The organism is Pseudomonas sp. BO3-4, from assembly GCF_034044115.1.
Classification (GTDB): domain Bacteria; phylum Pseudomonadota; class Gammaproteobacteria; order Pseudomonadales; family Pseudomonadaceae; genus Aquipseudomonas; species Aquipseudomonas alloputida.
Window position 1 is genome coordinate 423850 of record NZ_CP139018.1, and the last position, 13503, is coordinate 437352.

Sequence of the window (13503 nt, forward strand, 5' to 3'; positions counted from 1 at the left end):
AAAAAACAAGCCGAGGATTATACCCGAGCATGGGCCTCACGCGCCAGATGAGGTCGGCGTTTGTGCGGGAACATTTCGGCTCAGCAGGGCAAGGAGCTGGGTTTTTTCCTCGCTGGTCAATTCGCTTTGACGTGATTTCCTGAGCAGTTGTTCCAGGCTGCGCTCGCGTTGGCGGGCGGACAAGCTAGTTATAGTGTCGAAAAACTGTTGTTCAAGGTTGTCGGCCACGATAAGCCATTCCTTTTCCGCCAGGGCCCGCAGCAGGCGGCCCTGTTCGGTGCCATGCCAACGTGCGATCAACTGCATTGAGCTTAGCCCAGGATTTTTCTGCGCGGCTTCGATCAACGCCACCAGCAGCTGGCTGTACAGGTGTTCTTCGTCGGCGAAGTGGCTGGCATCTTCCACCTTGCCTGCCAGCAGTGGGTGGTGCAGCAGGGTGCGCAGCGCGGCCAGGGTGGGCGGCTCGACCGGTGCTGGCACGCGGGGAGGTGCTTCGTCGCGTTGCTGCCAGGGCTTGCCGCCCTTGCGGTTCTTGTCCCAGGGTTTGTCACTCCACGGCTTCTTGCTACCACCCTTGTTGGGTTTCCATGCCTGCTCCTGGTGAACGGGGGCATAGTCGTGCTGCGGCATGTCGCCGTAGTCGGGGGTGTAGCTGGCCATGGCGTCGTAGTCGTAGCCAGGGTCGTAGTCCGGCATGCTGCTGGTCGCCGGCGCTTGTTGCGCCAGCTGCTCGACCTGCTGCGGGTCGAGGCCGGTGATTTCCTTCAGGCGGTTGCGCATCAGCTGACGCAGGTTGGCGCCGGGGATCTTTTCGATCAACGGTGCGGCCAAGGTCGCCATATGCGCCTTGCCTTCCAGTGAGCGCGGGTCGGCTTCGACGCCAAGTTGCTCGAAGAAGTAGTCGGCCAGCGGTTGGGCGTGCTGGTTGATACGGGCCATGAAGGCGTCGGTACCTTCGGCACGCACCAGGCTGTCCGGGTCTTCGCCTTCGGGCAGGAACAGGAAGCGCGCGCGACGGCCGTCCTGCAGGTTCGACAATGTCGATTCCAGTGCGCGCCAGGCCGCCTTGCGCCCAGCCTGGTCACCGTCAAAACAGAACAGCACGCTGGGCACTACGCGGAACAGGCGCTTGAGGTGCTCTTCGCTGGTGGCGGTGCCAAGGGTGGCCACGGCATTGCGCAGGCCTTGCTGGGCCAGGGCAATGACGTCCATGTAGCCCTCGACGACGATGATCTCGTCGAGGTTGCGGTTGTGCTTGCGCGCCTCGTACAGCCCGTACAGCTCCTGTCCCTTGTGGAACACCGGGGTTTCCGGGGAGTTCAGGTACTTGGGCTTGTCGTCGCCGAGCACCCGGCCACCGAAGGCGATGATGCGCCCGCGGCTGTCACGTATCGGGAACATCACCCGGTCGCGGAAGCGGTCGTAGCGCTTGCCGCTCTCGGCGTTCTCGATCAGCAGGCCGGCATCGATCATCACCTTCTGCTGCAGGGTGTCGGCACCCAGGTGCTTGAGCAGGTTGTCCCAGCCGGGCGGGGCAAAGCCCAGGCCGAAGTCGCGGGCAATTTCCCCGGACAGGCCGCGGCCCTTGAGGTAGTCCACCGCTGCCTTGCGTGACGGGTGGCTGCGCAGGGCCTGGCGGTAAAACTCCGAGGCGGCGTCCAGTAGCGGGTACAGTGGCGAGTCAGTGGGCTGGCGCGGCTTCTGGTCGCGGCGGCCTTGCTCGCGGGGGACTTCCATGCCAGCGGCGCGTGCCAGTTCCTCGACGGCCTGGGGGAAGTCCAGGTTGTCGTGGTCCATGACAAAGCCCAAGGCGTTGCCACCGGCGCCACAGCCGAAGCAGTAGTAGAACTGCTTGTCGGGGCTGACCGTGAAGGACGGGGTTTTTTCTTTGTGGAACGGGCAGCAGGCCGAGTAGTTCTTGCCGGTTTTTTTCAGCTGGACGCGCGAACTCACCACGTCGACGATGTCGAGGCGGTTGATCAGGTCGTCAATGAAACTCTGGGGAATCAGCCCGGCCATGGCAGTCTCGTTATCTGGCAACTGGCAAGTCTAATCGCTCACGCGCCGAAGGGGGCGAGTGCTGCTTGGGGAAGTGCGAGGGAATGTGTGCTCGTCGCCAGCCCCTAAGGGCTCGTCAGTCGGACGTGCACGTCTGGTCATACAGCAAGGAGGACCAGCTCTGACGTTTCAGGCAGGTTGCCCATGATGCAGTTCGCATGAAGCTTGTGCAGGGCCTTGAGCTAGCTGCTCAAGTTTGAAACGACCACTGCCATCGCCCGGGGGTTAGCCGGGCAGGGCAGAAGCTTTGCGTTGAACGTCTGTATTAGTACAGACGAACGGCGCGGCGCTGTTCGCGCTGAACTTTCTTGGCGTGACGCTTAACAGCAGCAGCTGCTTTGCGCTTACGCTCTGCGGTCGGCTTCTCGTAAAACTCGCGGCTACGAACTTCAGCCAGTACACCGGCTTTTTCGCAGGAGCGCTTGAAACGACGCAGAGCTACGTCGAAGGGTTCGTTCTCTTTAACTTTGACGGCTGGCATCCAGGGCTACCTTAATTCATTACCGGGGTAGACGTGCTCCTGGCAAAACAAAGGTGTGCTGGAGAACGTCGGTTTTCAAGGGTTGCGGATGTTAACCCTTAGCAAGCCGGAATGCAAAGCCTCTGATCGAAAACCGCTGGTCGGCACCCGACACGGGGACTATCATGCGCGGCTTCGAATTCAGCCCCCACAAGGGACGAGCCCATGCTAGTACTGGGATTGGAAACATCCTGCGACGAAACCGGCGTCGCATTATACGACAGTGAACGCGGTTTGTTGGCCGACGCACTGTTCAGCCAGATCGACCTGCACCGCGTCTTCGGCGGCGTGGTGCCCGAGCTTGCCTCGCGTGATCACGTCAAGCGAATGCTGCCGCTCATCCGCCAGGTGCTGGACGAGGCAGGCTGCGTTGCCACCGAAATCGACGCCATCGCCTACACCGCGGGCCCCGGCCTGGTCGGCGCCTTGCTGGTGGGCGCTTCCTGCGCCCAGGCGCTGGCCTTTGCCTGGGACATCCCGGCGATCGGTGTGCACCACATGGAGGGTCACCTGCTGGCGCCCATGCTGGAAGAAAACCCGCCAGCGTTTCCGTTCGTCGCTTTGTTGGTTTCCGGTGGCCATACCCAGCTGGTTCGGGTCGATGGCATCGGTCAGTACGAACTGTTGGGTGAGAGCCTGGACGATGCTGCCGGTGAAGCGTTCGACAAGACTGCCAAGCTGATCGGCCTCAATTACCCAGGCGGTCCGGAAATTGCGCGTCTGGCCGAACAAGGTGTGGCCGGGCGCTTCGTCTTCCCGCGGCCAATGACCGATCGGCCAGGCCTGGAATTCAGCTTCAGTGGCCTCAAGACCTTCGCCCTGAACACTTGGCAGCAATGCAAGAATGCTGGCGACGACAGTGAGCAAACCCGTTGCGACCTGTCCCTGGCATTCCAGCAGGCGGTGGTGGAGACTTTGACCATCAAGTGCAAGCGGGCGCTCAAGCAGACCGGCCTCAAGCGGCTGGTCATCGCGGGTGGCGTGAGTGCCAACAAGGCCCTGCGCGCGTCCCTGGAGGACATGCTCGGTAGCATCAAGGGCAACGTGTACTACGCGCGCCCGCAATTCTGTACCGACAATGGTGCGATGATCGCCTACGCCGGTTGCCAACGCCTGCTGGCCGGGCAGCAGCAAGACCTGGCGATCAGCGTGCAGGCACGCTGGCCGATGGAACAGTTGCCGCCGCTGTAAGGCAGCGCGTCGAAGGTTCAGAAGTGCCGTTCGCGCCCTGCAAACAAGTCGCGCAGGTTGTTGCGGTGGCGCCACACGATCATCACAGTCAGTACGCTGATCGGCAGCAGGGCTTCGGGCTCGCGCCAGGCCAGCAATGGCAAGGTGAGTGGCGTGGCAATCAGTGCGGCCAGTGAGCTGGTACGCGTGAGGTAGAAGGTCAGCAGCCAGGCGCCGATGGCCAGCAGCGCGGCCGGGAAATACAGGCCCATGAGCATGCCGGCAGCCGTCGCCACGCCCTTGCCGCCCTTGAAACGGAAGTACAGGGGGAACAGGTGGCCCAGCACCGCGCATATGCCCACCCAGGCCTGCGCGTGCAGGTCCAGCCCGGCAACGCGGGCGAGCAATACCGGCAAAAGGCCCTTGCACAGGTCGCCAAGCAGGGTCAGGATCGCCAGTTTACGGCCTGCCAGGCGTAGCATGTTGGTGGCGCCGGCATTGCCTGAGCCGCTGGAACGCGGGTCCGGGCTGCCCGAGAGGCGGCTGAGAACAATGGCGAAGGACAGCGAGCCGAGCAGGTAGGCGAGCAACGCCAGTAACCAAAACATGCTAACTATTCCGGGCGAGGACGCCCTGATTCTAACGGCGCCAGTCGCCCTTGTCGTGCTGTGGAGAGAAGTGCTTGGACAGAGTGTTCATCGAAGGCCTGGAAGTCGATACCGTTATCGGTGCCTATGACTGGGAGCGGGATATTCGCCAGTGCTTGCGCCTGGACCTGAGCTTTGCCTGGGACAACCGCCCGGCCGCCGCCGGAGACGACCTGAACCTGGCGCTGGATTACGCCAGTGTGTCGGCGCGCATCCAGGCGTTTGCCGAACAGGCCCGTTTCGAGCTGGTTGAAACATTTGCCGAGCGACTGGTGGCAACCTTGATGGACGAGTTCCACATCCCTTGGGTGCGCTTGAAGCTGACCAAGCCGGGCGCGGTGCCCGCGGCCCGTGGTGGTGTAGGCGTGGAGATCGAGCGCGGATGTCTTTGAGCACGGTTTACCTGGGCCTGGGCAGCAATATCGACCGTGAGGCGCATTTGTGCGCCGGGCTCGATGCGTTGGCTGGCATCCTGACCGACATGCGCTGTTCGCCGGCATTCGAAAGCCAGGCGGTGGGCATCAAGAGCGGGCCGTTCATCAACTTCGTGGTGACCGGGCAAACCGCGTTGCCGTTGATCGAGCTGGACCGCCGGCTGAAGTTCATCGAGGCCGACAATGGCCGCTATGCCCCGGACCGCAAAGGGTTGCCGCTGGATATCGACGTGCTGATGTATGACGATTTGCACGGTACCTTCGATGGGCTGGTACTGCCCCGGGCCGAGATCCTGAAGAACGCTTTTGTGCTGTGGCCGCTGTCGTTGCTGGCACCCGACCTGGTGCATCCGGGGGTGGGCAAGTGCATGGCGCAGCTGTGGCAGGAAGCGCAGATCGATCAGGTACTGGCCCCGGTCGCCTTTGAGTGGCGCGGGTTGCAGTTGACGCCCGCTTAAGCCTGTATCGGCCTCTTCGCGGGTCTACCCGCGGATACGGTGGCGGCTGCGACGGTGAACCGCGGGTGGAAATTGGCCAGCAGGTCTGGCCCTTTCGCGGGTAAACCCGCTCCTACAACGGGCTGTGCCCAACCCTCGATGTGTGCCCCTGTAGGAGCGGGTTTACCCGCGAAGAGGCCGGTAGGTCTAACCGCGCTGGTAAGCTTCGAGCGCTTTCAGCCGTTCACCTTTGAGTGCTTCGCCCAGCGCCTGACCCGTCAGCCCGGCTTGCACCAACGGCTTCACATCCACCGCTCGCGCCGCCGCTGCTGCGCCTCGCAGGTAATCGGCCTGTGGGTAACCCTGCTCGCCATCGCCCCGCGCTGCCATCTCGCAAACGATCAAAAAATCCTCAAATCGCTGCGGCCGTCGGTACACATCGAACTTCTGCAACAGCTCCAGCAGTGCCGTGGCAGGCAGTTCGAGCGCCTGATTGCCCTGCGCCAGGCATTCCCCGGTCAGCATGGCCAGTTCCTGGCACTCACGCGGTGCCTTCAGGCGCTGGTTGACGGCTTTGATTGATGTCGGTGACAACCCCCGCAACAGGCAGGCCCAGCGCACGTGCAGCGGTTGTGCGTGCACCGCTGCCTGCTCCAGCGCCGCCAATGTCCGGGAGCTGTCATCGAGCTCTGGCAGCAGCTCCTGCAGGGCCCCGCACGCGCTCAGCACCTTGAAGAACACCTGCGGTTGCACTTCCATCAGCGCGCGCTCGATTTCCTTCCAGCTGCGCTCGGCAGTGAGTGCCTGCAGTTCGCCCGAGGCACTGATCTGGCGCATCAGCGCCAAGGTTTCATCGGCAACCCGGAACCCCAGTGGTGCGTAACGGGCAGCAAAGCGTGCAACACGCAGCACGCGCAAAGGATCTTCGGCGAATGCCGGGGAAACATGGCGTAGCAGGCGTTGATCCAGATCGTTCCTGCCTTGGTAGGGGTCGTAGACCGTGCCCGCCTCATCCTCGGCCATCGCATTGATGGTGAGGTCGCGACGGATCAGGTCCTCTTCCAGGGTTACGTCGGGGCTGGCGTGAAAAGTGAACCCGCCGTAGCCTCGCCCACTCTTGCGCTCGGTGCGCGCCAGGGCGTATTCCTCACCGGTTTTCGGGTGCAGGAACACCGGAAAATCGGCACCCACCGGCCGATAGCCCTTGGCGAGCATTTCTTCGACGGTAGCGCCCACCACCAGCCAGTCGATATCGCTGACAGGGCGGCCGAGCAGGCGGTCGCGCACGGCGCCGCCAACTTTGTAGATGTGCATGTGCAGCTCTCCATAACTGCCGACAGGATAACCCGTCGGCGGTCATGGGGGCGCATCAGAGGTGGTGGATAACGGCCAGGTCCATGCGACCGTAGTCGGCGCTTTCGCTATGCTCGCCGCGCGGCGGCATGTGGTGAGTACTCATCACTTGCTCGCCTTGCACGGTCTCCAGGTGGATATCGAAGCCCCACAGGCGATGCAGGTGCTTGAGCACTTCGTCGGTCGAGTCGCCCAGCGGTTTGCGGTTGTGTTGCTGGTGTCGCAGGGTCAGCGAGCGGTCTCCGCGGCGGTCGACGCTCCAGATCTGTACGTTCGGTTCACGGTTGCCCAGGTTGTACTGCGCTGCCAGCTGCTCACGAATCACCCGGTAGCCGGCCTCATCATGGATGGCGGGCACCAGCAGGTCGTCGCGCTGGTCGTCATCGAGGATGCTGAACAACTTGAGGTCGCGCATCACCTTGGGCGACAGATACTGCAGGATGAAGCTCTCGTCCTTGAAGCTGCTCATGGCGAACTTGATGGTAGAAAGCCAGTCACTGCCGGCAATGTCGGGGAACCAGTGGCGATCTTCTTCGGTGGGGTTTTCGCACATGCGGCGGATGTCGGTGTACATCGCAAAGCCCAGCGCGTAGGGGTTGATGCCGCTGTAGTACGGGCTGTCGAAGCCGGGCTGGAACACCACGCTGGTGTGCGACTGCAAGAACTCCATCATGAAGCCTTCGGTAATCAGCCCCTCGTCGTACAGGTCGTTCATCAGGGTGTAGTGCCAGAAGGTTGCCCAGCCTTCGTTCATCACCTGGGTCTGGCGCTGCGGGTAGAAGTACTGGGCGATCTTGCGCACGATGCGCACTACTTCACGCTGCCAGGGTTCAAGCAGCGGGGCGTTCTTCTCGATGAAATACAGGATGTTTTCCTGCGGTTCGGCGGGGAAGCGCCCCTCATCGCGGTCGTTGCCCTTTTCGGCGTTTTTCGGAATTGTTCGCCAAAGGTCGTTGATCTGACGCTGAAGGTGCTCTTCGCGCTCCTGTTGCCGGCGCCGCTCTTCTTCGGCAGAAATAGGGTAAGGCCGCTTGTAGCGGTCGACACCGTAGTTCATCAGGGCATGGCAGGAGTCGATCAAGTCCTCCACAGCATCGATACCGTGGCGCTCCTCGCACTGGGCGATGTACTGCTTGGCGAACACCAGATAGTCGATGATCGAACTGGCGTCAGTCCAGGTACGGAACAGGTAATTGCCTTTGAAAAAACTGTTATGGCCGTAGCACGCGTGCGCAATCACCAGTGCCTGCATGCACATGGTGTTTTCTTCCATCAGGTAGGCGATACAAGGGTCGGAGTTGATCACGATCTCGTAGGCCAGGCCCATCTGGCCGCGGCTGTAGGACTTTTCCGTACTGAGGAACTGCTTGCCGTAGGACCAGTGGTGGTAGCCCAGCGGCATGCCGACCGAGGCGTAGGCGTCCATCATCTGTTCGGCAGTGATGACCTCGATCTGGTTGGGGTAGGTGTCCAGGGCGTAACGCTCGGCCAAGCGGCTGATTTCCCGGTCGTAGGTCTGGATCAGCTCGAACGTCCACTCGGACCCAGTGGAAATGGGTTGGCGTCTCTGTGCTCTGGCGGTCATGTGGCTAACCTGCGCTGGAAGAGTTCACGGAAGACCGGGTAGATATCGCCGGCCGATACCAACTGCTGCTGGGCGAACGTGTCGGGGAAAGCATCTCCGATACGCTCGTATTCATACCACAGCGCCTGGTGTTCACGGGGGGTGATCTCAACGTAAGTGTAGTACTGCACATGCGGCATGATCTGTTTGGAGAGGATGTCGCGGCAGATGGGCGAGTCGTCGTTCCAGTTGTCGCCATCAGAAGCCTGCGCGGCATAGATGTTCCAGTCGCTGGCCGGGTAGCGCTCGGCCATGATCTCCTGCATCAGCTTGAGGGCACTGGAGACGATGGTGCCGCCGGTTTCCCGCGAGTAGAAGAACTCTTCTTCATCGACTTCCCGAGCACTGGTGTGGTGGCGAATGAACACGACTTCGATGCGCTCGTAGTTACGCTTGAGGAACAGGTACAGCAGGATGAAGAAGCGCTTTGCGATGTCCTTGGTGGCCTGGGTCATCGAGCCGGATACGTCCATCAGGCAGAACATCACTGCCTTCGAGCTGGGGTTGGGTTGCTTGACCAGCAGGTTGTACTTGAGGTCGAAGGTGTCGAGGAAGGGCAGGCGGTTGATACGTGCCTTCAGGCGCTCGATTTCCTGTTCGACTTCCTGGATATCGGTGAAATTGTCTGGCTCTTCGACCCGCAGGCGATCGAGTTCCTTTTGTGCTTCGCGCAGCAGGGCGCGGCTGCTGCCGGTCAGGGCGATACGCCGGGCATGGGCCGAGCGCAGGGTGCGCACGATGTTGATGCGTGACGGGTTGCCTTCGTTGGCGATGCCGGCGCGAACAGTCTTGAAGGTATCGGCGCCAGTCAGGTGACGTTTGACCAGGTTGGGTAGCTCAAGGTCTTCGAACATGAATTCGAGAAATTCTTCCTGGGTGATCTGGAAGACGAACTCGTCCATGCCCTCGCCGGAATTGCCGGCCTTGCCGCGACCGCCACCGCCTCCACCGCCTTGCGGCCGTGGGATGTGTTCACCGGCAGTGAACTCTTTGTTGCCAGGATGCACGATGGTCTGTTTGCCCCCACGACCATGATGCAAGACGGGTTCGTCGATGTCGCGCCCGGGAATACTGATCTGCTCGCCGTGTTCCATATCCATGATGGAACGGCGGCTCACCGCCTCTTCGACGGCCTTCTTGATATGTTCGCGGTACCGCCGCAGGAAGCGCTGGCGGTTGACCGTGCTCTTGTTCTTGCCGTTCAGGCGTCGGTCTATAACGTAGCTCATGGTCCCTCCGGTGACTGGATGCAGCTGCAACCCACAAGCTGCAAGCCACAAGCTTCAAGCTGCAAGAAAGAGCAGCCACCGCCGCTGCAAGCTGTGACGCGGGCAGCAATGCCAACGCCAGGCAGCTTGCAGCTTGCGGCTCGTAGCTTGCCGCTTTATTGCGATTTCCTGACCCGCAGGTACCATTCCGACAGCAGGCGCACCTGTTTGTCGGTATAGCCACGCTCCACCATCCGGGTGACGAAGTCGTTGTGTTTCTTCTGGTCCTCTTTGCTGGCCTTGGCGTTGAAGCTGATGACCGGCAGCAGGTCTTCGGTGTTGGAGAACATTTTCTTCTCGATCACGACCCGCAGCTTTTCATAACTCAGCCAGCTTGGATTCTTGCCATTGTTGTTGGCGCGTGCGCGCAGTACGAAGTTGACGATCTCGTTGCGGAAGTCTTTCGGGTTGCTGATGCCAGCCGGTTTCTCGATCTTTTCCAGTTCCTCGTTGAGCGCAATGCGGTTGAGAATTTCGCCGGTTTCCGGGTCGCGGTATTCCTGATCCTGGATCCAGAAGTCTGCATACAACACGTAGCGGTCGAAGATGTTCTGGCCGTATTCGCTGTAGGACTCCAGGTAGGCGGTCTGGATTTCCTTGCCGATAAACTCGATGTAGCGCGGTGCCAGGTATTCCTTCAGGTAGCGCAGATAGCGTTCGCGCACTTCAGCCGGGAACTGTTCCTGTTCGATCTGCTGTTCGAGGACATACAGCAGGTGCACCGGGTTGGCGGCAATTTCGTGTGGGTCGAAGTTGAACACCTTGGACAGGATCTTGAAGGCGAAGCGCGTCGACAGGCCGTTCATGCCTTCGTCGACACCCGCAGAGTCCCGGTATTCCTGGATCGACTTGGCCTTTGGATCGGTGTCCTTGAGGTTTTCCCCGTCGTAAACGCGCATCTTGGAATAGATATTGGAGTTCTCTGGCTCTTTCAGGCGGGAAAGCACCGTGAACTGAGCCAGCATCTTGAGCGTATCGGGTGCACAGTGGGCCTTGGACAGCGAGCTGTTGACCAGCAGTTTGTCGTAGATCTTTATTTCATCGCTGACCCGCAGGCAGTACGGCACCTTGACGATATAGATCCTGTCGATGAACGCTTCGTTGTTCTTGTTGTTACGGAAGGTGTGCCACTCCGATTCGTTGGAGTGCGCCAGCAGAATCCCGGTATAGGGAATCGCCCCAAGGCCTTCAGTACTGTTGTAGTTGCCTTCCTGGGTGGCGGTGAGCAAGGGGTGCAGGACCTTGATCGGCGCCTTGAACATTTCGACGAATTCCATCAGGCCCTGGTTGGCCCGGCACAGCGCGCCCGAGTAGCTATAAGCATCGGCGTCGTTCTGTGGGTATTCCTCAAGTTTGCGGATATCGACCTTGCCGACCAGGGCCGAGATGTCCTGGTTGTTTTCATCGCCGGGTTCGGTCTTGGCAATGGCGATCTGGTTAAGAATCGACGGGTACAGCTTCACCACCTTGAACTTGGAGATGTCCCCGCCAAACTCCTGCAGGCGCTTGGTGGCCCAAGGCGACATGATGGTATTGAGGTAGCGCCGTGGGATGCCGAACTCTTCCTCGAGAATGGCCCCATCTTCGGTGGCATTGAACAAGCCCAGAGGTGACTCGAATACCGGCGAGCCCTTGATCGCGTAGAACGGCACCTTTTCCATCAGCTGCTTGAGTTTTTCCGCCAGCGAGGACTTGCCGCCGCCTACCGGGCCCAGCAGATAGAGGATCTGTTTCTTCTCTTCCAGGCCTTGGGCGGCGTGGCGGAAGTACGACACGATCTGGTCGATGCACTCTTCCATGCCATGGAAGTCGGCAAAGGCCGGATAGCGGCGGATAACCTTGTTGGAGAAGATGCGCGACAGCCTGGAGTTGGTAGAGGTGTCGATCAGTTCTGGCTCACCGATGGCCAGCAACAGCCGTTCGGCCGCCGATGCGTAGGCACTGCGATCCTCTTTGCACAGCTCGAGGTACTCCTGCAGCGAGAGTTCTTCCTGGCGCGTAGACTCGAAACGTTGTTGGAAGTGGCTAAAAATACTCATGACGTCACCTCGCTCGATACGTGGAGACGACGCCGGATCAGTCAGCTGATGCTGGCATGCAACCGGGTTGGCCGATTGCTGTATACCCCCCAGAACACCCTGTAACGCTACCGATGACCCGCACGCCGGTGTACCGGCTCTCCCCTTTTTTGGATGGCCTGAGCTTAAGCGTAGTTGGTTATCTGCAAGGTCAAGGGGCGAGGAGGGCAGAAGTTACGAATGACCGTTCGTCAGATAAGCCGCAAGCCCGCACGGGGCGCGGGCTGCAGGAAAAATTAAAAAAATTATTCAGTGCTGCCTTGGGCGGTCTCGGCCGGGTAGGTCGCACGCCACAGTTCGAAGCCGCCGTCCACGCTGTACACGTCGGAGAAACCCTGGCCTACCAGGTAGGCGGCAGCGCTTTGGCTGGAATTGCCGTGATAGCAGACCACCAGGGTTGGCGCGTCGAGGTCGGCGTTGCGGATGAAATCGGCGACCGAGTGGTTATCCAGGTGCCGGGCGCCGGTGATGTGGCCGGCGGCGAAGGCCTGTGGGTCGCGAATGTCGACGACGACCGCACCTTCTTTCTTGCGAAGCTCCAAGGCCTGCTCAGGAGGGATGCGCTTGAATTCGCTCATGGGTACTACTTCCTTCAGGTGTGGTCGTTGAGTGTAGTGGGTTGTGCCGGCTGGCGCAGGGTGCCGTCGTCGGCGCAGTCGCAGCGGTGGTATTCGCCGCTGTCGACGTTGTACAGGGTCATGGCGCCGCCCCATACGCAGCCAGTGTCCAGGGCGATGACGTCGGGCTCGGTGACCTCACCCTGCAGAGCGGCCCAATGGCCAAAGATGATCTTCACGTGGCGTGAGCGGCGGTCCTTGTGCGCGTACCAGGCTTTGTAGCCTTTGGGCGCGCTACCCAGGCCTTCCTTGCTCTTGAGGTCGAGTTTGCCATCGGCCGTGCAGAAGCGCATGCGGGTGAAGTAGTTGGTGATGACCCGCAGGCGTTCGACGCCGGCGAGGTTCTTGCTCCACTTGTTCGGCTCGTTGCCATACATGCCGTCGAGGTACAGCTGCAGGCGGGTGTCGTCACGCAGCACTTCCTCGACCTCGGCAGCGAGCTCCAGGGCTTTGCCAAGGGTCCATTGTGGCGGTATGCCGGCATGAACCAGGGCGATGCCGCGGGGCTCGTCGTAATGCAGCAGCTTCTGCTGGCGCAGCCAGTCGAACAGCTGGTCGGCGTCCGGCGCTTCGATGATCTCGCGCAGTGTGTCGCTTTTCTTGAGGCGCTCGACGTTGTGCCAGGCGGCCAGCAGGTGCAGGTCATGGTTGCCCAGCACGCAGACCAGTGAATGACGGATCGAGTACAGGAAGCGCAGGGTTTCCAGTGACTCGGGGCCGCGGTTGACCAGGTCGCCGACCAGCCACAGGCGGTCGACGGCGGGGTTGAAACTGACGCGATCGAGCAGGCATTTGAGTGGCTGCAGGCAGCCCTGCAGGTCACCGACGGCGTAGGTGGCCATCAGTGCAGCGCTCCGGGCACTGCCAGCCGAAAGGGGGCAATCTCGGCGTCGAAGCGCTTACCGTCTTCGGCGAACATCTGGTAGCTGCCCTGCATGGTGCCAACGCGGGTGCTGATGACGGCACCACTGCTGTAAGTGTGGCTCTGGCCTGGGTCGATGTTGGGTTGCTGACCGACCACACCGGCGCCGCGGACTTCCTCTACCTCGCCGTCACCGTTGGTGATCAGCCAGTGGCGCGACAGCAACTTGGCGCTGAGCGAGCCGTTGTTCTGCACGGTAATGGTGTAGGCGAAAGCGAAGCGACTGTTTTCGGGGTCGGATTGTTCTTTCAGGTAGCGGGTCACGACGCTGACGTCGATTTGATAGCGGGGGTCGGACATGCAAGGGCCTTGGGCGAACTGACGCAATAATGCAGTCTAGGCCATTGGGAGGGGGGAGGGCCAGCGGTGATCGGG

Annotated in this window: 13 protein-coding genes; 3 read left to right on the forward strand and 10 right to left on the reverse strand. The window is 61.0% G+C overall.

Annotated elements, in window-relative coordinates; translation table 11 throughout:
- Positions 1–36 precede the first annotated feature (36 nt).
- Both dnaG and rpsU read right to left on the reverse strand, forming a co-directional pair.
- Complete coding sequence (gene dnaG / locus REH59_RS01855; RefSeq protein WP_003255577.1) at positions 37–2019, reverse strand: DNA primase; 1983 nt, start codon at positions 2017–2019, stop codon at positions 37–39.
- 304 nt (positions 2020–2323) lie between these two features.
- Positions 2324–2539, reverse strand: a complete 216-nt coding sequence (gene rpsU / locus REH59_RS01860; protein WP_003255575.1) for a 30S ribosomal protein S21 — start codon at positions 2537–2539, stop codon at positions 2324–2326.
- 204 nt (positions 2540–2743) lie between these two features.
- Between rpsU and tsaD the strand changes: the two genes are divergently transcribed.
- The gene (gene tsaD / locus REH59_RS01865) at positions 2744–3769 is read left to right on the forward strand and encodes a tRNA (adenosine(37)-N6)-threonylcarbamoyltransferase complex transferase subunit TsaD (RefSeq protein ID WP_011953302.1); all 1026 of its coding nucleotides are present in this window, start codon (positions 2744–2746) and stop codon (positions 3767–3769) included.
- A gap of 17 nt (positions 3770–3786) precedes the next feature.
- On the opposite strand, the gene plsY is transcribed toward tsaD, so the two are convergent.
- Positions 3787–4356, reverse strand: a complete 570-nt coding sequence (gene plsY / locus REH59_RS01870) for a glycerol-3-phosphate 1-O-acyltransferase PlsY (protein WP_004576187.1) — start codon at positions 4354–4356, stop codon at positions 3787–3789.
- 74 nt (positions 4357–4430) lie between these two features.
- Between plsY and folB the strand changes: the two genes are divergently transcribed.
- Both folB and folK read left to right on the forward strand, forming a co-directional pair.
- Entirely contained in the window at positions 4431–4787 is a 357-nt protein-coding gene (folB, locus tag REH59_RS01875) for a dihydroneopterin aldolase (protein WP_004576188.1), read from the forward strand.
- Complete coding sequence (folK, locus tag REH59_RS01880) at positions 4778–5287, forward strand: 2-amino-4-hydroxy-6-hydroxymethyldihydropteridine diphosphokinase (protein WP_010951738.1); 510 nt, start codon at positions 4778–4780, stop codon at positions 5285–5287. The genes folB and folK overlap by 10 nt, the downstream gene beginning before the upstream one ends.
- 186 nt (positions 5288–5473) lie before the next feature.
- On the opposite strand, the gene REH59_RS01885 is transcribed toward folK, so the two are convergent.
- The 7 genes from REH59_RS01885 to apaG all read right to left on the reverse strand — a co-directional run bounded on the left by REH59_RS01885 (position 5474) and on the right by apaG (position 13428).
- Positions 5474–6580: a multifunctional CCA addition/repair protein gene (locus REH59_RS01885; RefSeq protein ID WP_014860205.1), complete on the reverse strand. Its 1107-nt coding sequence runs from the start codon at positions 6578–6580 to the stop codon at positions 5474–5476.
- 55 nt (positions 6581–6635) lie between these two features.
- Complete coding sequence (locus tag REH59_RS01890; RefSeq protein WP_003255566.1) at positions 6636–8204, reverse strand: SpoVR family protein; 1569 nt, start codon at positions 8202–8204, stop codon at positions 6636–6638.
- Positions 8201–9472: a YeaH/YhbH family protein gene (locus REH59_RS01895; protein WP_003255564.1), complete on the reverse strand. Its 1272-nt coding sequence runs from the start codon at positions 9470–9472 to the stop codon at positions 8201–8203. The genes REH59_RS01890 and REH59_RS01895 overlap by 4 nt, the downstream gene beginning before the upstream one ends.
- Positions 9473–9627: 155 nt before the next feature.
- Complete coding sequence (locus tag REH59_RS01900; protein ID WP_003255563.1) at positions 9628–11550, reverse strand: PrkA family serine protein kinase; 1923 nt, start codon at positions 11548–11550, stop codon at positions 9628–9630.
- Between the two features lie 284 nt (positions 11551–11834).
- Positions 11835–12167, reverse strand: a complete 333-nt coding sequence (glpE, locus tag REH59_RS01905) for a thiosulfate sulfurtransferase GlpE (RefSeq protein WP_003255562.1) — start codon at positions 12165–12167, stop codon at positions 11835–11837.
- A 14-nt stretch (positions 12168–12181) separates the two neighbouring features.
- Entirely contained in the window at positions 12182–13048 is an 867-nt protein-coding gene (locus tag REH59_RS01910; RefSeq protein WP_004576191.1) for a symmetrical bis(5'-nucleosyl)-tetraphosphatase, read from the reverse strand.
- On the reverse strand, positions 13048–13428 hold the full coding sequence (gene apaG, locus REH59_RS01915) for a Co2+/Mg2+ efflux protein ApaG (RefSeq protein ID WP_003255559.1): 381 nt from the start codon (positions 13426–13428) through the stop codon (positions 13048–13050). Before apaG ends, REH59_RS01910 begins: the two co-directional genes overlap by 1 nt.
- Between the last annotated feature and the right edge of the window lie 75 nt (positions 13429–13503).

Excerpts from the sequence above, each read along its gene's own strand:
- dnaG (WP_003255577.1), bottom strand. The coding sequence starts at position 2,019 with ATGGCCGGGCTGATTCCCCAGAGTTTCATTGACGACCTGATCAACCGC.
- rpsU (WP_003255575.1), bottom strand. The coding sequence starts at position 2,539 with ATGCCAGCCGTCAAAGTTAAAGAGAACGAACCCTTCGACGTAGCTCTG.
- tsaD (WP_011953302.1), top strand. The coding sequence starts at position 2,744 with ATGCTAGTACTGGGATTGGAAACATCCTGCGACGAAACCGGCGTCGCA.
- plsY (WP_004576187.1), bottom strand. The coding sequence starts at position 4,356 with ATGTTTTGGTTACTGGCGTTGCTCGCCTACCTGCTCGGCTCGCTGTCC.
- folK (WP_010951738.1), top strand. The coding sequence starts at position 4,778 with ATGTCTTTGAGCACGGTTTACCTGGGCCTGGGCAGCAATATCGACCGT.
- REH59_RS01885 (WP_014860205.1), bottom strand. The coding sequence starts at position 6,580 with ATGCACATCTACAAAGTTGGCGGCGCCGTGCGCGACCGCCTGCTCGGC.
- REH59_RS01890 (WP_003255566.1), bottom strand. The coding sequence starts at position 8,204 with ATGACCGCCAGAGCACAGAGACGCCAACCCATTTCCACTGGGTCCGAG.
- REH59_RS01895 (WP_003255564.1), bottom strand. The coding sequence starts at position 9,472 with ATGAGCTACGTTATAGACCGACGCCTGAACGGCAAGAACAAGAGCACG.
- REH59_RS01900 (WP_003255563.1), bottom strand. The coding sequence starts at position 11,550 with ATGAGTATTTTTAGCCACTTCCAACAACGTTTCGAGTCTACGCGCCAG.
- glpE (WP_003255562.1), bottom strand. The coding sequence starts at position 12,167 with ATGAGCGAATTCAAGCGCATCCCTCCTGAGCAGGCCTTGGAGCTTCGC.
- REH59_RS01910 (WP_004576191.1), bottom strand. The coding sequence starts at position 13,048 with ATGGCCACCTACGCCGTCGGTGACCTGCAGGGCTGCCTGCAGCCACTC.
- apaG (WP_003255559.1), bottom strand. The coding sequence starts at position 13,428 with ATGTCCGACCCCCGCTATCAAATCGACGTCAGCGTCGTGACCCGCTAC.